Annotated in this window: 20 protein-coding genes; 11 read left to right on the plus strand and 9 right to left on the minus strand. The window is 42.4% G+C overall.

All coding sequences use genetic code 11. The features are described from left to right. Positions 1 to 22: 22 nt before the first annotated feature. Positions 23 to 1543, plus strand: a complete 1521-nt coding sequence (locus NH462_RS06305; protein WP_253104919.1) for an aldehyde dehydrogenase family protein — start codon at positions 23 to 25, stop codon at positions 1541 to 1543. A 61-nt stretch (positions 1544 to 1604) separates the two neighbouring features. Here the strand turns inward: NH462_RS06305 and NH462_RS06310 are convergent, their stop codons facing one another. Further along, positions 1605 to 3248 carry a HAMP domain-containing sensor histidine kinase gene (locus tag NH462_RS06310; RefSeq protein ID WP_253104922.1) on the minus strand — a complete coding sequence of 548 codons (1644 nt, stop codon included), beginning with the start codon at positions 3246 to 3248 and terminating at the stop codon, positions 1605 to 1607. Between the two features lie 114 nt (positions 3249 to 3362). Further along, positions 3363 to 4079 (minus strand): haloacid dehalogenase type II, encoded by a 717-nt coding sequence (locus tag NH462_RS06315; RefSeq protein ID WP_010373873.1) that lies wholly within the window; start codon positions 4077 to 4079, stop codon positions 3363 to 3365. Positions 4080 to 4226: 147 nt separating this feature from the next. Here NH462_RS06315 and NH462_RS06320 point away from each other — a divergent pair, with 147 nt between their 5' ends. The 5 genes from NH462_RS06320 (at position 4227) to NH462_RS06340 (ending at position 7246) form a co-directional block, all read left to right on the plus strand. Next, entirely contained in the window at positions 4227 to 5114 is an 888-nt protein-coding gene (locus NH462_RS06320) for a LysR family transcriptional regulator (RefSeq protein WP_010373875.1), read from the plus strand. A 119-nt stretch (positions 5115 to 5233) separates the two neighbouring features. Then, positions 5234 to 5518, plus strand: a complete 285-nt coding sequence (locus NH462_RS06325; protein ID WP_010373877.1) for a hypothetical protein — start codon at positions 5234 to 5236, stop codon at positions 5516 to 5518. Positions 5519 to 5716: 198 nt separating this feature from the next. Beyond that, positions 5717 to 5917, plus strand: coding sequence for a hypothetical protein (locus NH462_RS06330; protein ID WP_253104925.1), 201 nt, complete (start codon positions 5717 to 5719; stop codon positions 5915 to 5917). 31 nt (positions 5918 to 5948) lie between these two features. Beyond that, positions 5949 to 6149, plus strand: a complete 201-nt coding sequence (locus tag NH462_RS06335; RefSeq protein WP_253104928.1) for a YbaK/EbsC family protein — start codon at positions 5949 to 5951, stop codon at positions 6147 to 6149. A gap of 332 nt (positions 6150 to 6481) precedes the next feature. Next, positions 6482 to 7246 (plus strand): class II glutamine amidotransferase, encoded by a 765-nt coding sequence (locus NH462_RS06340; RefSeq protein WP_010605063.1) that lies wholly within the window; start codon positions 6482 to 6484, stop codon positions 7244 to 7246. A 64-nt stretch (positions 7247 to 7310) separates the two neighbouring features. Here NH462_RS06340 and NH462_RS06345 read toward each other — a convergent pair whose 3' ends face one another. From NH462_RS06345 to purM, 3 genes are read right to left on the minus strand one after another with little or no spacing between them, the layout of a single operon-like run. Next, a complete protein-coding gene (locus NH462_RS06345) occupies positions 7311 to 8006 on the minus strand; it encodes a DUF3108 domain-containing protein (RefSeq protein ID WP_019647394.1) in 696 nt (231 codons plus the stop codon). A 13-nt stretch (positions 8007 to 8019) separates the two neighbouring features. Then, positions 8020 to 8670 carry a phosphoribosylglycinamide formyltransferase gene (purN, locus tag NH462_RS06350; protein ID WP_253104931.1) on the minus strand — a complete coding sequence of 217 codons (651 nt, stop codon included), beginning with the start codon at positions 8668 to 8670 and terminating at the stop codon, positions 8020 to 8022. Beyond that, entirely contained in the window at positions 8670 to 9722 is a 1053-nt protein-coding gene (purM, locus tag NH462_RS06355; RefSeq protein WP_010373886.1) for a phosphoribosylformylglycinamidine cyclo-ligase, read from the minus strand. Before purM ends, purN begins: the two co-directional genes overlap by 1 nt. A 386-nt stretch (positions 9723 to 10108) precedes the next feature. Between purM and NH462_RS06360 the strand changes: the two genes are divergently transcribed. Both NH462_RS06360 and NH462_RS06365 read left to right on the plus strand, forming a co-directional pair. After that, positions 10109 to 10351 (plus strand): DUF465 domain-containing protein, encoded by a 243-nt coding sequence (locus tag NH462_RS06360; RefSeq protein ID WP_010373888.1) that lies wholly within the window; start codon positions 10109 to 10111, stop codon positions 10349 to 10351. Between the two features lie 252 nt (positions 10352 to 10603). After that, positions 10604 to 12106 carry a bifunctional diguanylate cyclase/phosphodiesterase gene (locus NH462_RS06365; protein WP_232288107.1) on the plus strand — a complete coding sequence of 501 codons (1503 nt, stop codon included), beginning with the start codon at positions 10604 to 10606 and terminating at the stop codon, positions 12104 to 12106. Positions 12107 to 12167: 61 nt separating this feature from the next. Here the strand turns inward: NH462_RS06365 and NH462_RS06370 are convergent, their stop codons facing one another. After that, positions 12168 to 13139: a LysR substrate-binding domain-containing protein gene (locus tag NH462_RS06370; protein WP_010605058.1), complete on the minus strand. Its 972-nt coding sequence runs from the start codon at positions 13137 to 13139 to the stop codon at positions 12168 to 12170. Between the two features lie 155 nt (positions 13140 to 13294). Here NH462_RS06370 and NH462_RS06375 point away from each other — a divergent pair, with 155 nt between their 5' ends. Together NH462_RS06375 and NH462_RS06380 are read left to right on the plus strand one after the other, a co-directional pair. Then, positions 13295 to 14275, plus strand: a complete 981-nt coding sequence (locus NH462_RS06375) for a zinc-binding dehydrogenase (RefSeq protein WP_253104934.1) — start codon at positions 13295 to 13297, stop codon at positions 14273 to 14275. Between the two features lie 322 nt (positions 14276 to 14597). After that, entirely contained in the window at positions 14598 to 15185 is a 588-nt protein-coding gene (locus tag NH462_RS06380) for an ABC transporter substrate-binding protein (RefSeq protein WP_010373895.1), read from the plus strand. A gap of 78 nt (positions 15186 to 15263) precedes the next feature. Here the strand turns inward: NH462_RS06380 and NH462_RS06385 are convergent, their stop codons facing one another. Both NH462_RS06385 and NH462_RS06390 read right to left on the minus strand, forming a co-directional pair. Beyond that, complete coding sequence (locus tag NH462_RS06385) at positions 15264 to 16244, minus strand: 2-hydroxyacid dehydrogenase (RefSeq protein WP_253104937.1); 981 nt, start codon at positions 16242 to 16244, stop codon at positions 15264 to 15266. After that, entirely contained in the window at positions 16210 to 16725 is a 516-nt protein-coding gene (locus tag NH462_RS06390; protein WP_010373899.1) for a glutathione peroxidase, read from the minus strand. The genes NH462_RS06385 and NH462_RS06390 overlap by 35 nt, the downstream gene beginning before the upstream one ends. 128 nt (positions 16726 to 16853) lie before the next feature. Between NH462_RS06390 and NH462_RS06395 the strand changes: the two genes are divergently transcribed. Next, a complete protein-coding gene (locus NH462_RS06395) occupies positions 16854 to 17741 on the plus strand; it encodes an NAD(P)-dependent oxidoreductase (protein ID WP_029215781.1) in 888 nt (295 codons plus the stop codon). Here the strand turns inward: NH462_RS06395 and NH462_RS23005 are convergent. Further along, on the minus strand, positions 17663 to 17905 hold the full coding sequence (locus NH462_RS23005) for a hypothetical protein (RefSeq protein WP_366033427.1): 243 nt from the start codon (positions 17903 to 17905) through the stop codon (positions 17663 to 17665). The two genes, NH462_RS06395 and NH462_RS23005, sit on opposite strands and share 79 nt — an antisense overlap. Between the last annotated feature and the right edge of the window lie 366 nt (positions 17906 to 18271).

Here is an 18271-nt window from a genome sequence, read left to right on the forward strand (position 1 = left end):
AACACAAGTTGCAGAGGTAAAAATGATATACGCAAATCCAAATACTGAAGGTGCAATCGTCAGCTTTAAGTCGCAATATCAAAACTTTATTGGTGGTGAGTGGACGCCACCCGTTGACGGCCAGTACTTCGACAATATTAGTCCTGTTAATGGCGAAGTATTTTGTCAGATCCCGCGTTCAAATGATGCAGACATTGAACTGGCACTTGACGCCGCCCATGCTGCAAAGGCGGCGTGGGGTAAAACTTCGGTCACTGAACGAAGCAATATATTACTCAAAATCGCAGACCGAATAGAAGCAAACCTTGAATACCTAGCGGTAGCCGAAACATGGGATAATGGTAAAGCTGTACGTGAAACGCTAGCCGCTGATGTTCCGCTCGCTGCTGATCATTTCCGCTATTTTGCAGGTTGTATTCGTGCTCAAGAAGGAGCCATTGGTGAAATTGATGAGTCAACCGTGGCCTATCATTTTCATGAACCTCTGGGCGTTGTGGGACAGATCATCCCATGGAACTTCCCATTACTTATGGCTGCTTGGAAACTGGCACCCGCTCTCGCTGCTGGAAACTGCGTAGTGCTAAAGCCTGCGGAGCAAACGCCTGCGTCTATTTTGTTGTTGATGGAACTTATCGCTGATTTATTACCAAATGGCGTGGTTAATATCGTAAACGGTTTTGGGAAAGAGGCGGGTGAAGCGCTTGCTACGAGTACACGTATCGCAAAAATTGCGTTTACAGGCTCGACTCCCGTGGGCTCTCACATTCTAAAATGTGCTGCTGAAAATATCATTCCCTCAACGGTGGAGCTAGGAGGTAAGTCACCCAATATCTACTTTAGTGATGTGATGCAAGCTGACGATGATTACCTAAGCAAGTGTATTGAAGGCGCGGTGCTGGCCTACTTTAACCAAGGCGAAGTATGTACTTGTCCATCGCGATTGCTCGTGCAAGAAGATATATACGATGACTTTATAGCCAAAGTCATCGAACGCACTAAGGCGATAAAACGCGGCAATCCGCTTGATACAGAGACCATGGTTGGTGCTCAAGCCTCACAAGCTCAATTTGATAAAATCCTTAGCTATATTGATATTGGCAAGAAGGAAGGGGCGGAAGTGTTAATCGGTGGCGAAGTCGCGGAGCTTGGCGAGGGTTATCACAAAGGCTTTTATATTCAGCCGACGCTGTTAAAAGGGCACAACCAAATGCGGGTATTCCAAGAGGAAATATTTGGTCCGGTGATCTCTTTATGCACTTTTAAAGATGAAGCGGAGGCGTTGGAGTTGGCGAATAGCTCTGAGTTTGGTTTAGGTGCCGGGGTGTGGACTAGAGATATGAATCGCGCATATCAATTTGGTCGCCAAATCGAAGCGGGTCGCGTGTGGACTAACTGTTATCATATGTATCCTGCACACGCGGCATTTGGTGGTTATAAAAAATCAGGTATTGGCAGAGAAACTCACAAAAAAGCGCTGGATCATTACCAACAAACCAAGAACCTCTTAGTGAGCTATAGCACCAGTCCTTTAGGATTTTTCTAATTTAATTATTATAGAAGTATTGAGTACTGACTATTGTGGCAGTACTCAATCAGTCATCCGGTTAAGAAACGACTTTTAATGACGTTGCTTGTTTATTAGCAAATGCTATCCTATATTCGAGTCCTTTGCCGGGCTCGCTGACGGTGTGTACATCTCCATCTAACCCTTGAGTCACCAAGTTATAGATAATATAAGCGCCAAGTCCCATACCGCCACTTCCTCTTTTGGTGGTATAAAATGGCTCGAATAACTTACTTAATTCAAGCTCCGACATGCCTTTACCATTGTCTTTATAAATAAGCTCAATGTGTTCATCATGTTTAAAGAATTCAATGGTGATCTCACCTTGCTCTGACTCTTTAAAGCCATGTGCAATGGAATTTGCGACTAAATTCGAAATGATCTGAAAAATAACACCGGGATAGGTCGTGGCGATAAGGCCGGGATCGCAATGAAACTTGATTTTATGGTCATGCTTTTTAATCTCTGGATTGAGCGCCGCGATGATCTCTTGAACATAATCATGGACATTAAAGGCCCTCACTTGCTCGCAAGATTGATCGACAGCGACTTGCTTAAAGCTATTAATTAAATTAGCGGTGCGTTGGAGATTTTTTAATAGCAGTTTGCAAGCGCCAGTAGAATCTGAAATAAAGTCCTCCAATACTCCGGTAGAGAGCACTTTGGTTTGGTACTTCATGGTGAGGTCGTCTAAGTGCTGCTGCAGATAAGTGGTAGAGGTAATGCCAATCCCGATGGGGGTATTGATTTCGTGTGCAACACCCGCAACCAAATCGCCAAGCGATGCCATTTTCTCTCGCTCAAGCAATTGCGTATGAGTACGGTTGAGATAGGCAACGGTTTCTTCTAGCTTTTGATTGGTCTCGACGAGTGAGCGAGTGCGCTCACTCACTAACTCTTCTAACTGCTCTTTATGTTGTTTTAATTCTTGTAAGATTTGCATTCCTTCAACTAGTAAAAACCCTAAAGCGACGATATAGGCCATTAACCTTAAAATATGCCAACCCCACCATGCGGTATCCCACAACTTGGATTGCTCGAACATAATAGCGGCTGCGCCAAATAGGAAACAATGTAAGCAAAAGAGCAAATCGCTCACATTATGAGAGTCGCGATATACAAGGAGAATTTTAACTGCGGCGACAAAAAACATAGTACCGCCAATGACGTTGAGTGCCATCGCTGTACCAGTAAAGTGACCTTGCTCAACCATGTGTGGTAAATCCGTAGGGTAAGCTAGACTCATGGTGCCGATGATGATAGCGGCTGTGCATGCGCTGATCAGCCAATAGCGGTTTTTAAACCAAGTAAATCGGTTGTGAGCAAGCAGGGTGATAAAAGTGAGACCACCAAAGAAAGTCGCGATACTGTGAAGCCAAACGAAGGTTTGGCCAACATTTACGGCGGCATGGAATCCATCTAAGATCCCCATTACTAGCAGCGCCGTGGCTATTTCGATATTAAAACTTGTACCGGTGTTGTACTTTTCAAAAAATAACAGGGCCAATGCAATAAAAAGGGCAACAGCGGAGCCGAAGGTTTCAACCACTGCATGCGCTTCTATCAGCGGCCAAGTTATATTATTAAGAAGCGTATTGCTCAGTAAAAGGGATGCGCCGTGGATAGTTAAGCTAACACCTATGATTATCCAGATCACAATGTGGGTGTTTTTATTTATGTTCATTTAGGCTATTCCTTCGATTTACCTCCTTAAATCTAGTACATTTATTGTGTAGATAAAGCATGCCGAGCATTTTTATCAGCTAGTACTAAGGTACCAGCTGATACATTTCCAATGTTACTCGTTTCCAGAGGTGGCGAGCTCGTCAGCCAAACTTGTTAAGTCCGGTAGCACGTAATCTGGTGCTTTTGCCAGTGGATAAAGTTGCTTTTGTGGTCTTGCAATAAACGCAGTTTGCATGCCCGCGGCTTTAGCGCCGGCAACATCCCAGCCGTGAGCCGCCACCATTAGCGCTTGGTCTGGGCGAATATTTAGTTGCTGTAACGCCCACTCATAGGCTCTAAGGTCGGGCTTATACACTTTAATGTCTTCAATACTCAAGCGTTGATCAAAATAGGTGATTAGACCGGCATTTTCAAACTGCGCTTTAACTCCTGCATTCGATGAATTGGTTAAACTCACGAGTTTAAAGCCTGCTTGTTTGAGCCGCTTTAGCGCTGGAATGACGTCTTCATGCGGGGGCAAAGAGAGCAGGGCGGGCACGATTGCTTGTTTAGCTTGTGAGTCAGTTATCGTTAGGCCTTTGTTCTTTGCAACCATTTGTAGCGAGGCAACGCCTATTTTGCCAAAATCTTGATAATCACCACTTACCGTAGTCACTAACGAGTGATGTAGCATAGTGGAAAACCAAAGGGGTAATAGGGACTCATCACCACCCAAAACTTGGCTAACCGGTTTATTCATTGACTCTAAATCAAGTAAGGTTTCATTGACATCGAAGAAAATAACTTCCGGGCGTTCAACCTTTGAGTTGGCTTGGCTAATATTCGGCATTAGGCCTCCTAATATAACGAATAGACTAATTAAGGTGCGCTTCATTGATAATTCCAATTTAGTTGCGATGAGAAGCAGTATATTTATTTGATAAATTTAAACAAAGCGTGCATATTCGAAAGCAAGATTCGAAAAAATTAAATCAACATGTATTCAATCGCTGAACTCGAAACATTCTTGGCTATTATTAAACATCAAGGAGTGGTTAATGCTGCGAAGCAGTTGAGACTCTCACCCGCGACAGTTAGTCATCGTCTTAATAAGTTAGAGCAACATTTAGGCACGACTTTGCTGTTTAGAGATAGTCGTACGCTAACATTGTCCCCAGCCGGAAGTACTTTTAGAGAGCGGGTGGAGCATATATTAGAGGCGCTTTATGATGCTGAGCACGAAATAGGTGCAAGGGGCTCAGCGGTGAGCGGGTTACTTCGTGTCACTATGCCGCCTTGGGTGTTTTCACAATTTGTGATGCCAAATCTAAGTCAATTTGAGCAAGCGCATCCGCAATTAGCACTCGATTTCCTGATCAACGATCAGTTTGTAAACATAGTTGAAGGTGCTCAAGATGTAGCGATACGCGTTGGACAATTGGCTGATTCTGGGTTGTTGGCGAGAAAACTATGCGATAACCATCGGATATTATGTGCAGCGCCGAGCTATATTGACCGCTATGGCATGCCTGATAATATCAGCGAATTACAAAACCACTTTTTTGTATGCTTACCTTGGCAACGAGAATTTAAGTTAAAAGAACCAAACGGTAGAATTGTACACTTTAACGCAAAAACTCGTTTTACGATTTCAAACTCAGACAATATGACTTCTGCTGCCCTAGCTGGGCATGGTATTGCAGTTAAATCTCACATTGCCATCAGAGATAACCTAAAAAGAGGTGAGTTAGTGCCTATAATTCCAGGTTGTCTCGAAAGTGACGACGCACCTATTTGGTTTGTCAGGCCTCAACACTCGCTGAAGACACGCAAAGCAGAGGCATTCTATGAGTTTATGAAGTCATTGTTCGAAAATAAGGGCTAATACTTTAGTCTGCTTGTGCTTTTAAACTAATAACTCTAAACTCCGTATTAAAATTAGAAACTAGCCAGCGAGATGGTTGTAAAATCAAACTGGTAACACTGATAGCAAACGGAGCTGCTATGTTCAAATTCATTTCTTGGATTTTTTCTATCACCGCATTTTCACTTACTCTATTCTTTATCGTGCAAGGTAGTTATATGCTTTGTTTAGTCATGCTACTTGCTGGATTGATTGCATTGCCAAAACATGAAAAAGAATTGCAACCATTAGGTATGAGATTACATGCTAAGCATTTTTCTCGGGAGTCTCGCTCACTTAGCTCAAAAGAGGTAATGAACTTTTTATTAGCATGCTCATTGGCTGGCGCTAGCCTTGCGTACCAGTGGCATGTGGTAACAATATAGACTTTACTTAATACCTTGAGTGTTTATATACAGCTATAATCCGAGTTCCTATTAATGGGATACTCGGATATTTTTCAATGCTACCCCGAGATAGAGTTAACCTCATATCACAAATAGTATAAAACATACTGGATGTTTAAAATCAGCTCACTAGCTGTTAGATTGGTTTTAACTACCACAGCATGGAAGAGCAATTGAATGTCACAGTCGTTAAAACCCTCATCAATACGTGTTCAAGAGTTCCTAGCCAGTCATGGGCATCACTTCACAGTTACAGAGCTTGCAGACTCTACTCGTACCGCGAAAGATGCTGCAAATGCGATTGGTTGCACTGAGTCTCAAATCGCCAAGTCTCTGATATTTAAAGATAGCAATACAGAAAAGGTCTACAGGCCCTGATGTAAAGCTCGAAAAAGCGAACGCAAACTTTGTGCGGGAAAAAACCGGGTTTGCCATTGGCGGTGTGCCTCCTGTGGCGCACACTGACTCTGTGTTGACGATAATAGATAGAGATTTAAAGCAATACGATCGTATTTGGGCTGCTGCTGGCACGCCCAACTCGGTTTTTGAGTTAAAAGCGCATGATCTAGATACGCTTACGGGTGGCACTTGGTTAGATATTGCGAAGTAACTCTCAGTTCGTAATCTACTTTATGTTTAAGTGATCCAACTAGGAATTTACTTGGGGTGGTCATTAAGGTTCTCAACCAATAAAGTGTTTTCTAGATGAGAAGAGCCCGATAGTCATTTAAAATAATCGCATTAATACCGCTCTCAAAGTAGTTGAATTTAAAAAAGTAAAGACACAGAAATACATGATAAACTTACCGCCAATAATTCAGTAGTATGACTATCTAAGATAATCGAGCTACTAGTCATAAGTGTGACCAAGCGTGTGATCTTTTGATATTTGTGATTTGTATTTTAATCATAACTTTATGATATTTAGGGTTTAAGTGATTTATGTGTGAGCTTTTGGGGATGTCGGCGAACGTACCGACGGATATTTGTTTTAGCTTTTCTGGTTTGTTGGAGCGCGGTGGCAATACGGGTCCTCATAAAGATGGCTGGGGTATCACCTTTTACGAGGGGAAAGGATGTAGAACCTTTAAAGATCCTGAACCTAGCTGTCAGTCTGAAATTGCTAAATTGGTCAAAGCATATCCGATTAAAAGCGTGTCCGTAATAAGTCATATTCGACAGGGAAATAGGGGACGAACTTGTCTTGAAAATACCCACCCATTCACTCGAGAATTATGGGGTCGGGAGATCACTTACGCTCACAATGGTCAGCTTTCGGACTATAAAGATTTAAAAACTGACTTCTATCGACCCGTTGGGAACACAGACAGTGAACTTGCCTTTTGTTGGATTTTGGACAAAGTAAGAGAAAAATACCCAAGTCGCCCGTCAAACATGGTCTCAGTTTTCAGGTATATCGCAAAGCTAGCGCACACATTGAGAGACAAAGGGGTATTCAACATGTTGATAACCGATGGCATTTATGTGTTGGCGTATTGCACCAATAACCTACATTGGATAACCCGTAGAGCCCCATTTGGTAAGGCTACCTTAATCGATGCGGATATGGTGGTAGATTTCCAAAAAGAAACCACACCAGATGATGTTGTCACTGTTATTGCAACTCGACCGCTGACCAACGATGAACAGTGGCAGAAGCTTGAGCCCGGTGAGTTTGCTTTATTCAAATTAGGTGAGAAGGTGTAGTTCTGAGTTTTTGTAAGTAAAGGCGGCTTAGTTGAGCCGCCGTGATGAATCAACGATGTTGCTATCAACTCTCTGATTTAGGTTGGTAGGTTTTAAGCTCAATCTGAAACTGCTCCATACCATCTTTACCTTTGTACATTTTAACCAGCATATGATCATAACTTGGTGCAAACCAAGCAATGGCCTGACGATCGCTATCATCATAAACGCGTTTAACTTTGATGGTTTTGACATTGCCAAAAGGTAGAGTGATCATTTCCTCGCCGGCCACCTCAAAATCATAGCTTCGCTGGTCGCCTTTTTTGTCTATGATAGGATAGCTAAACTTGGTCTTTCCCGCCTTTAAATCCTCTCGCAGCTGTACTTGATAACTAATTAAATCTTGCTGATTCTCAAGCCATTTCACTTTCAATGGATACTTTTCTTCACTGGAGGTAATTGCTTGGTTTTGGTGATCAAACTTAATTTTGTAGCTTTTATCTGGACCAGTCCCTTCACGGGTCATACTATAATGTAGTGGGCTGACGGTATGTTCAGCGACTTTAAACAATGATTCTTCAGTTCTTACGTCTGAAAAAATCATCCATTCGATATCGCTTTTGTAACGTACAGCGTATGTTGCGTCCGCTATTTTTGTAAGGTCTCGCGTGGCACTTCCATGAACCTTACCTTTGCGTGAAACTTGGTATTCGGCGTGATATTCAGTGAGTGAGTTTGCGAATGTCGAAGTGGAAAGTAGAGCGCTAATACCAATTAGCACAGCGCTCCATTTTTTATTTTTCTGGGTACGGCGCACCTTGAACTGGTAAGGTTTTGTTATCAAAAACAGCATAGTCTGCTTCCATTGTTAGTCTTTGTTCGCTGAACCATTTGACCACCAAAGGATAAAGAATGTGTTCTTGCTTATGCACACGTTGCGCCAGTGACTCTGCCGTATCATCTGGAAGAATAGTGACCTTGGCCTGACAGACCACAGGACCACCATCTAACTCCTCTGTGACAAAGTGAACGCTAGCACCATGTTCTGCATCGTTTGCATCGATTGCTCTTTGGTGGGTGTTCAGCCCTTGATACTTAGGCAACAAAGAAGGATGAATGTTCAACATTTTTCCTCTAAATTTTTGCACCAAGTTTGGAGTTAGAATACGCATAAATCCAGCTAATACAACCAAATCTGGTGTAAAGCTATCAATTAGTTGACCAAGCGCAACGTCATACTCTTCACGAGAAGCGTATTGCTTATGGTCTAAAACAGATGTTGCTATACCAGCCTCTTGCGCTCTGGTTAGGCCGTATGCGTCCGCTTTATTACTAATAACGGCAGCAATTTCACCTTGAATATAGCCCGCTTTGCAAGCATCAATGATTGCTTGCAAATTTGAACCACTACCAGAAATCAGAACAACAAGGCGAGTGGGTGCCATTACTCGGCACCACCTAAGATCTCAACTTGCTCTTCACCAGCCTGAGCGTCTTGAATTTCACCGATGTGCCAAGCGTTTTCGCCTTGTGCTTTCAGGATTTCAAGGCTTTGATCAAGCTTGTCAGCAGGAACAACTAAGATCATGCCAACACCACAGTTGAATGTGCGATACATTTCGTGCGTTGCAATGTTACCGTTTTCTTGTAACCAGTTGAAGATTGCAGGCCATTGCCAGCTATCACCTTTGATTACCGCTTTTGCTGACTCAGGGAGCACGCGAGGGATGTTTTCCCAGAAGCCACCGCCAGTGATGTGAGAAAGCGCGTGAACATCAACTTCTTTTAATAACGCTAAGATTTGCTTTACGTAGATACGGGTTGGCTCTAGCAGGTGTTCGCCTAGAGTTTTGCCTTCGAACTCTGCGTTAGTATCTGCGCCAGATACTTCTAGTACTTTACGGATTAGAGAGTAGCCGTTTGAGTGTGGACCGCTTGAACCCAATGCAATTAGCTGATCGCCAGCCGCAACTTTAGTTCCATCAATGATTTTAGACTTTTCTACCACACCAGTACAAAAACCAGCCATATCGTAGTCATCGCCTTCGTACATGCCTGGCATTTCAGCCGTTTCACCACCGATAAGCGCACAACCAGATAGTTCACAGCCTTTACCAATACCAGATACTACGTCCGCTGCAACATCAACGTCTAACTTGCCTGTAGCATAGTAGTCCAAGAAAAATAGGGGTTCAGCGCCTTGGACAATAAGATCGTTAACACACATAGCAACTAGGTCAATACCTACTGTGTCGTGCTTTTTCAAATCGATAGCTAAGCGTAGCTTAGTACCAACACCGTCAGTGCCAGCAACCAAAACAGGCTCTTTATATCCGGTTGGGAGTTCGCATAGTGCACCAAAACCACCAATACCACCCATTACTTCTGGGCGACGAGTTTTTTTCACTACGCCTTTAATTCTTTCGACCAATGCGTTGCCCGCATCGATGTCAACGCCAGCGTCTTTATAACTAAGAGACTGTTTTTGTTCGCTCACAGGTTTTCCTCAAAAGTTGCTAGATAGATTTGCTTAGAAACGCCGACATTTTACAACAATTGCATCTAGGCGGCTAGCGACTTTGCGAGAAACCCTAAGAATGTGGTCAAAGGTCCTCGATTTTATATCTCGAACAGTATAAAGAAACGACAAAAACTCTGATTGTTTATAACTGAATGTGATTTGCGTTAGATCAATACTCAAGGAAGGTAGCAGCGTACTATGGAAACAGACCCAATCAGACAGTAACTTCAAAAAATGTATTCGAAATCACTGTCACTAACGGCGCATTGATTGGGTCTACTCTAAACTCAAATGCATTTTCAGCCTTAATCTGAGGTTTGTACCCAAACTCAGATTACCTAGCTAATTATGGGAATAAAACGATGAATATTGAACGCCACAGCCTAGCTAAAGAACTGCCAGAGTTTAAAGACAGAATTCACGAATTAAAACTGTCTGATGGACATTTCTCAAAACTCTTTAAAGATTACCATGAAGTAGACAATGAAGTTATTCGAATTGAAGACGGTGTAGAGCACTCAAGTGATGAGTATCTTGAATCACTGAAGAAAAAGAGACTGTGGTTAAAAGATCAACTTTACCGAATTCTAAAAAGTGCAGACTAACTGTTAATCAAGGCCAATCGGTTTATGTGAGCGGGCTGTCAAGTCCGCTACTATATTCCCTGCCAATTGTTGAATAATTTAGCCTGTCCCGAGCAAGGGCATATTTATAATCTATACTCTAACCATTGTATTCCATCCACGACGATTCCTTTGATTGCACTTATATTAGTATTAGCTGGCAGCTTTATCATGGGATTAGCTTTTTCTCCGGCCTTTAAAATATGTCGATTAACCTCGTCGGTCGGGTGGCGAGTGTTGTTAATTCTTATGGCTCTGTTTGAACTCGGATACTTGAGCTTTGCCTACTTCCTGTACGATCACAATAGCGCTAGTTTTATTGAGCAAGGCTTGAGTTTAATCCTGTTTCTTGGCTCCATTTTTGTTTTTGTGGTGAATTGTTTAAGTCTAACTAGCCTGCAAGAATTAAATGAAATTGCAACGCAGGCCAAATATAACGCTGAACATGATTTTTTAACGGATTTGGAGAATCGTCAGCGCTGCATTGATGCCATTAATGAACGTAAACATCAGCAGCTCGACTTTAGTGTTATCTTGGTTGATTTGAATAATTTTAAACAGATCAATGATGCAAAAGGGCACTTCTTTGGTGATAAATTGCTGGTGGAACTTGCCTACAAAATGCGCGCAGCACTGCTTCCTCGTAGCAAGTTATATCGCATGGGCGGCGATGAATTTATCATCCTGATGGACGTGACAGACGTAAATTGTATTTACTCTCAAAATAATGCACTGCTGAGCGAATTAAAGTCAGGTATAGAAATTGAAGAGTTGCAGTTGGACGTGACGTATAGTGCAGGAGCAAGCTTATGGACTAAATCGCGCCAACTTGATGTGTTTGACCTTTTGAAACAAGCTGATATTGCCATGTATTCGGCTAAACATAGCCGTCAAAGCATCGTCATCTTCGATGAAGAGCTCCATGAGGGAATTGAGGCTGAATTCCAACTGTTGGCTAACCTCAAAGTTGCGCTCGCCCGAGGTGAACTGACGCTCTATTATCAACCGATAGTGTGTTCTCAAAGCGGTGATATTCATGGAGTAGAAGCGCTATTAAGGTGGCCTCAGTCCGACGGCACAATGATAATGCCAGATCAGTTTATTGAGTTAGCGGAGCGCAATAATTTGATCAGGCAATTGAGTGCGTTTGTGATTAACCGTGTATTCCAAGACCTCGCAATATTGATTGAAATAGATGACAAGTTGGTTGTGCATATCAATCTTTCCTGCCAAGATTTTGCTGAACAAAATCTAATTAATACTCTTGCCATGCTGCTAGATACTCATCGAGTCGATCCAACTCATATAGTATTTGAGCTTACAGAAAGTACCGTGATGGAAGAAGTGGAAAAAGCGAGAAGCCTAATTGAAACATTAATAGATATGGGATTTGCAGTGAGTATTGATGATTTTGGGACTGGCTTTTCTTCATTTTCTATTCTAAAAGAGTTACCAATTTCGCAGATTAAAATAGACGGCTCGTTTGTAAGGCTAAGTCATGAAAGTGAAAAAGATCAAGCCATAGTAGAAACCAGCATGTTTTTAGCGCGTAAATTGAACTGCAGTATTGTTGCCGAGGGTGTTGAAAGCGATGCCTGCTTGCAGTATTTATATAGCTTAGACTGTCCTTATATTCAGGGCTTTCAGATATGTGAACCTCTCTCGCTAAGCGAATGCGTAAAGTGGATTAATTCCCAGAATATGGTGAGAGGCGCGATGAAAAGGTTAGACGGTTGAGGTCAATAATCCTTTTCTGCTAAAAGCTTGATACCCAGATATACGAATAAATTGCTGTCGACTAGAAAGTTAACATGGGTTTAGGTGGGATAAAGCCGTACATTTGTTCAAACCCTGGGATCTCAGTTTCCCATATTGGGGTCTCTTCACCGATATATGCCCTGAATGCATCTAAAAAGAGCCTTGTTCTAACAGGCAAGTCGCGGTGGGGGTAGAGCGCATACATAGCAGCAAAATCGACCAGTTTTGTGTTAGTTAAAATCGGTTGTAATTTGCCTTCAGTAATTTCTTTACCGACTAGAAAGGCTGGTGCAACAATATAACAAGTACCAGATAGCACACTTTCCATCAATGTATCTCCGTCGTTGGTTCTGAAGATACTCTTTACAGGCATTTGCTGTTCGATGCCTTGCTCGTCTTGATAGGTGATACTGGTAAACCTTAATGCATCACTGGCGTAGGTTGCTGCAGGTAATTCGCTGAGTTCCTCAAGCGAATTTGGCGTGCCATGGGTTTTTAAGAACGTTGGGCTTGCTAATATGAGTAATCGATTGCGTGCAATTCTGCGGGCGATAAGCGATGAATCTTTAGGCTCGCCGACACGAAAAGCTAAATCAAAACCTTCACCCACTAAGTCCACGAGCCTGTCTTCAAGCCTAAGCTCAACCTCAACATGAGGAAAACGTTTTTGAAAGTCATTGATAACAGGTTGTACATAGCGTCGACCTACCACTGTAGAGCTGGCAATTTTAAGCAAACCTTTAGGCTCGGTGTGATAATTCTGTGCGATGCGCTGAGTGTCGTTTAGTAGCAGCCTTAGCTCTTCTGCTTTTTTTACCATTTCGGAACCTGCAGAGGTGAGCGAGAAGGAACGAGTTGTACGATTCATTAATCTTACACCGAGTTCTTCTTCCAGCTTGGTCATCTGCTTAGAAATGACAGAACGATCGATATTTCTCAGTTGTGCGGCACTGGCAAAGGAACCACGTTCCACAACGTCTAAAAAGATTAATAATCTGCTGCTAATATCCATAATGCGAGAAAGTTCACTAAGACTGATGCCATTGTGACACTAAACAATTGGAATTGCGAGGAGCATATTTACACTAATAAAGTTGTGGCAAAATGCTAACAATGGTTTAATGAATTTAGTCTCACTACTTTATTTTTAACATAACGCAAAGGCATATGATGAAAGCAGTCCGATTCAATCACACAAATGGACTTACCTTCGAGCAGGGAGAAATTAATTTACCTGAGGCAACCGATGATCAAGTCTTGGTCAAAGTTGAATACGTTGGTTTAAGCTTTATCGATACCAAAGTGGCCAATTGTCCCTGTGAAGAAACACCGAATAGAGTGTTTGGTGTTGACGCTGTGGGTGTTGTGGAAAAAGCATGTAAAACGGGATTCCCAGAGCCTGGTACACGGGTTTTTTGGCATGGTGACATTCGAGAGCAAGGCACGATGAGTGAATTTGCCTTGGTGCCAAGTCACGCACTTACTGTACTACCAGAAAATGTTGATGGAAAGTTGGCTGCCGCTTCAATTGCACCGGCAATGTGTGCATTAATAGGGCTATTCAAGCTGCAATTAAATGCAGGGGATACGGTTTTAATCGAATCTGCTCATCATCCAGTTGGCCAAATGGCAATACAATTTGCCAAACAAGTTGGGCTTGGGGTGGCGGCATGTTCCGAGTCAAAATATAAAAAGCTGCTTGAAAAGCTAGGTGCGGATCTCGTGTATACCCAGTCTGATTTCGCTGGCTTAGCCGATGCCATGCAGCTTCATTTTGGTGCAGCAGAGGTGCAAGGCGCACTAGATTTAACAGGAACACATACCCAACAATTGATTTCGCATTTGATATTTTGTGGTCGAGTAAGTTGCTTAGCGGGATTACCTGCTATTGAGCAACACGTCTTAATGAAGAAAGCGCCAAACATAGGCATCGTTTCTTTGTGTGGTAGTTGGCTTTCCAATAGTGTTTGTGCGCAGCAGAGAATGGCATTCATCGGAAATACCCTGGCTGAAAAGCTTGAAAAAAATGAAATTACTTTGCAGCAACTTGAATCAATTTCACCGCAGCATGATGCGATAATTGAAACGCTGAAAAAGCTAGAAAGCAACGATAACATCACGTTTTTTGCGGCAGATATGAAACTGTAGTCCCCACTAGCAACAATAACTTATCCCCTTTATGCAATAATACTGGGCTTGGCTTCATTCGCTAGGCTCAGCGTCCAAATAAATTGATACAATTTCTGACATTTTTCATCGCTTGAACACCGTATACTTCCCTACAGGCCTCGCCATGAAGGGAATACGTCTTTTCTTTACGACTTCATAAAGAGTCATTGTCATCGCAAGGCAAAATTTTACATTGCGTTAATTGATGTCAGAGGGGCATCAATTTGGTGCGAATTGATATGTTTATTTGCACTCGTCAAATTGGATAGACTAGTGTCATCAGTTTAATAAGGATTAAACAATGAAAAAGTTACTTGTTATTTTCAGTTTTCTCATCTTCTCAGGTGTCGCGTTTGCGAATGACACACCTTATGAATTAATTAACCAAGTTGGCGATAAGCTATTTGCTGATATAAAAACGGTTAATCAAGATGGCAAGGCAACTGAAACTCAGATGAAGGGCATAGTACGTAGTCGCTTGATGCCACACATCGATGTGAAGTTTGTATCTTTTAAATTGCTTGGTAAACATATTAAAGGGCTAAAAAGAGACGAAGCCATCGAGTTTATTGGTGCGGTTGATAACTATCTTGTATCTACCTACGCTAATGCACTTTTACAGTACAAAGGCCAAGACGTATTGTTTGAAGAGTTACCGGTTTCTGATGGTGCTGATTTTGCGACGGTTAAGGTGGTAATAAGAGAGCAGTCAAAACCAGATATAGACATGCATTTTAAGTTTCGTCAAAGCAAAGATGGAGACTGGAAGGTATATGATATGGTTGCTGAAGGTATTTCTTTATTGAGTGCTAAGCAAAAAGAGATCACGATGAGAATTTCAGAAGTAGGTTTAGCTCAGGTTACGGCTGAATTGAAGAGTAAAGCATAAATCAAATTACTTCCCCCGACTTTGAAGTAACCAAAAGAGCACATCATGATTGATATGCTCTTTTTTTTGGTTCTGAAATCAGACTACTTGGTTTATCAACGGCTTTTCCAGTCTTGCTGCGGCGAGGTTTTCACAGGTTATTGTTGCAATTTGTTTTAGCGCTTCTTTGGTAAAGAAGCCTTGATGCCCTGTAACTAGTACATTGGGAAAGCTAACCAAACGCGAGAAAACATCGTCTTGAATTATCTCTTCACTGTGGTTTTTAAAAAATAGCTCTGACTCTTGCTCATACACGTCTAAGCCGAGGTAACCGAGGCGTTTAGACTTGAGCGCGGCGATACAGGCTTTGCTATCTAACAGGGCACCCCTACTGGTGTTAATAAGCATCACACCCGCTTTCATTTTGGCAAACGCAGCATCATCAATAATATGATGGGTATATTCATTAAGCGGACAGTGCAGGCTAATAATATCCGATTGTGCTAGTAAGATATCTAGAGAGACCAAAGTATAGGGACCTTCTCCAATGTTTGGGTCATAAACCAGCACATTGGCACCAAAGCCGTTTAAGATACTGACTAAGGCTTGGCCAATTTTGCCACAGCCGATGATACCAACCGTTTTATTGTAAATATTAAAACCGAGTAAGCCGTTGAGATCAAAATTATCTTCTCGAACTCGATTGTAGGCCTTATGTGTCTTGCGGCTGAGCGTTAGCATCAACGCGATACAGTGTTCTGCAACCGCTTCTGGGCTGTAGGCTGGGACACGGACAACCTTTATGTCACGCTGTTTTGCCTGTTGAATATCAACATTATTGAAACCTGCGCAGCGTAGGGCGATGGTTTTAACGTCATAGTCAGCCAGTTTATCAATCACTTGTGCATTTACAGTATCGTTTACAAATACACAAACCGCGTCATAGTGCTGACACAGCGAAACCGTTTTTTCATTGAGTGACTCACTAATAAAACTTATTTCAAGTTCTGAGTAGGTATTTACGGCTTGCTCAAAAAACGGCACTTCATAGTTTTGCGAACTGAATAGGGCGATTCTCATGATTAATGTGGCTCTCTATCACTGACTTAAGCGTTTCTGGTTTTGTTCTTGGGGCATATCTTGATACTAGCATGCCTTCAGAGTTTATTAGAAACTTGGTAAAATTCCATTTAATTGCGCGGTTTTGCGCGATACCACGGGTGTGAGATTTTAAATAGCTAAATAATGGATGTGCATCAGGTCCGTTGACTTGTGTTTTAGTACAGATCTTAAAGCTTAAATTGAAATGTGTATTGTAAAACTCTTTAAGCATTTCATCTTCAAGTGGTTCATTGCGACCGAACTGATTACAAGGAAAGGCCAATACCTCAAATCCAAAAGGTTTGTATTTGCTGTATAGCTTTTCAAGTGCAGACAGTTGCGGAGCAAAGCTACATTTGCTCGCAATGTTAACGATCAATAGCGGTCTTCCCGCTAAAGACTGTAATGGCAAAACTTGGCCATCAATAAGTTGTGCACTAAAACGATAAATATTCTCCATCCTTTCAGGCTCCGTGTGATTTATTCATGTTATTCGGTATCAAAGCGGTTTTTTCATTTGCTATGACAGAGGTGGTCGGGTATAAAAACTCCATTCTTATTAAGATAACAACGAAATAGGACAGAAATATGTCAGTGAAAGTCGCATTTATAGGATTAGGCGTCATGGGGTATCCAATGGCTGGGCATTTGCAAAAGGCGGGTTACCAAGTCACGGTATACAATCGTACCACCAGCAAAGCCGAAAAATGGGCCGCTGAGTATGCTGGCAACTTTGCAGTTACACCTAAAGATGCAGCGACTGACTGTGATTTTGTGTTTATGTGTGTTGGCAATGATGACGATTTACGCTCAGTCGTATATGGCGAGAGTGGTGTGTTAGCGGGGGTAAAGCCGGGAGCGGTGATAGTTGACCATACGACAACATCTGCAAAAGTTGCCCGTGAAATAGCGCAAGAAGCCAGAAAATTACAAGTTGAATTCTTAGATGCCCCTGTATCTGGCGGTCAGGCTGGTGCAGAAAATGGCGTGTTAACGGTGATGGTTGGAGGAGGCGAAAGTACGTTTGAAAAAGCACAACCAATCATGGCCGCGTTTGCTCGCTTTAGCCAATTAATTGGAGAAGTGGGTGCTGGGCAGCTTTGTAAAATGGTCAATCAGATTTGTATCGCAGGTGTGGTACAGGGGCTCGCAGAAGGCTTACACTTTGCTAAAAAGGCGGGTCTTGATGGTGAAAAGGTAATTGAAACGATTGCTAAGGGTGCAGCTGGCTCTTGGCAAATGGAGAATCGTTATAAAACCATGTTGGCAGGCGAATATGACTTTGGTTTTGCAGTCGATTGGATGAGAAAAGATTTAGGCATTGCACTAGACGAGTCAAGAAGTAACGGCGCAAATTTGGCGCTTACAGCTTTAGTGGATCAATATTATGCGGATGTTCAAGCGCTTGGCGGCAACCGTTTTGATACCTCAAGTCTACTGGCTAGGCTTGACGCTATCCACGACAAAAACAAATAACCTTTCGTTTCTAGGGCCTGTTGAACTTTGCTGTTTGATTTTTGTTCTTCTGAGTGTGTTTTGGTCGCGACGCTCGACTTGCCGCCTAGTAATCTAGGCAAAAGTTGAGCAACAATGAACAAAGCGCACTCAGATGAACCCAAAGGGCAGCGCTTGATTAGCATTTCTTCTGTGTTGCCCCACAAGGATGTGGGGTAAGGTGACTTTGCAGGAGCACAAAGTCTTTATAGCCAGACTTACATAACCTGAGCTGCGGATAATTAATGCCTTTCTAGCAGCCAGTTTTAGCGCTAACTGCGTTGAATTCACTTCCAATAGCCAGCTATTGGTGCGTAAATTCGCCTTGTTTTCCCTAAAACTTGCTGGCTAGACAAGGAAAAAACTAAGTTGTGCTTTAGCAACAATGAGTTGGAACATTCCTTATCCAAACCTCAGGTTACATAGAATGACTATGCTACGCTGGCTCTGCCTTGTATAAATACCAATCAAACTGCTGCAAAAACAAACTTGAAAGATCAACAGACCCTAGT

This window comes from Pseudoalteromonas sp. OANN1, assembly GCF_024124685.1.
In the GTDB taxonomy this organism is placed as follows: Bacteria; Pseudomonadota; Gammaproteobacteria; order Enterobacterales; family Alteromonadaceae; genus Pseudoalteromonas; species Pseudoalteromonas piscicida.

Excerpts from the sequence above, each read along its gene's own strand:
- NH462_RS06370 (WP_010605058.1), bottom strand. The coding sequence starts at position 13,139 with ATGGATATTAGCAGCAGATTATTAATCTTTTTAGACGTTGTGGAACGT.
- NH462_RS23005 (WP_366033427.1), bottom strand. The coding sequence starts at position 17,905 with ATGCTAATCAAGCGCTGCCCTTTGGGTTCATCTGAGTGCGCTTTGTTC.
- NH462_RS06390 (WP_010373899.1), bottom strand. The coding sequence starts at position 16,725 with ATGGAGAATATTTATCGTTTTAGTGCACAACTTATTGATGGCCAAGTT.
- NH462_RS06385 (WP_253104937.1), bottom strand. The coding sequence starts at position 16,244 with ATGAGAATCGCCCTATTCAGTTCGCAAAACTATGAAGTGCCGTTTTTT.
- NH462_RS06315 (WP_010373873.1), bottom strand. The coding sequence starts at position 4,079 with ATGCCGAATATTAGCCAAGCCAACTCAAAGGTTGAACGCCCGGAAGTT.
- NH462_RS06360 (WP_010373888.1), top strand. The coding sequence starts at position 10,109 with ATGAATATTGAACGCCACAGCCTAGCTAAAGAACTGCCAGAGTTTAAA.
- NH462_RS06340 (WP_010605063.1), top strand. The coding sequence starts at position 6,482 with ATGTGTGAGCTTTTGGGGATGTCGGCGAACGTACCGACGGATATTTGT.
- NH462_RS06395 (WP_029215781.1), top strand. The coding sequence starts at position 16,854 with ATGTCAGTGAAAGTCGCATTTATAGGATTAGGCGTCATGGGGTATCCA.
- NH462_RS06325 (WP_010373877.1), top strand. The coding sequence starts at position 5,234 with ATGTTCAAATTCATTTCTTGGATTTTTTCTATCACCGCATTTTCACTT.
- NH462_RS06310 (WP_253104922.1), bottom strand. The coding sequence starts at position 3,248 with ATGAACATAAATAAAAACACCCACATTGTGATCTGGATAATCATAGGT.
- NH462_RS06305 (WP_253104919.1), top strand. The coding sequence starts at position 23 with ATGATATACGCAAATCCAAATACTGAAGGTGCAATCGTCAGCTTTAAG.
- NH462_RS06320 (WP_010373875.1), top strand. The coding sequence starts at position 4,227 with ATGTATTCAATCGCTGAACTCGAAACATTCTTGGCTATTATTAAACAT.
- NH462_RS06375 (WP_253104934.1), top strand. The coding sequence starts at position 13,295 with ATGATGAAAGCAGTCCGATTCAATCACACAAATGGACTTACCTTCGAG.
- NH462_RS06330 (WP_253104925.1), top strand. The coding sequence starts at position 5,717 with ATGTCACAGTCGTTAAAACCCTCATCAATACGTGTTCAAGAGTTCCTA.
- NH462_RS06380 (WP_010373895.1), top strand. The coding sequence starts at position 14,598 with ATGAAAAAGTTACTTGTTATTTTCAGTTTTCTCATCTTCTCAGGTGTC.
- purN (WP_253104931.1), bottom strand. The coding sequence starts at position 8,670 with ATGGCACCCACTCGCCTTGTTGTTCTGATTTCTGGTAGTGGTTCAAAT.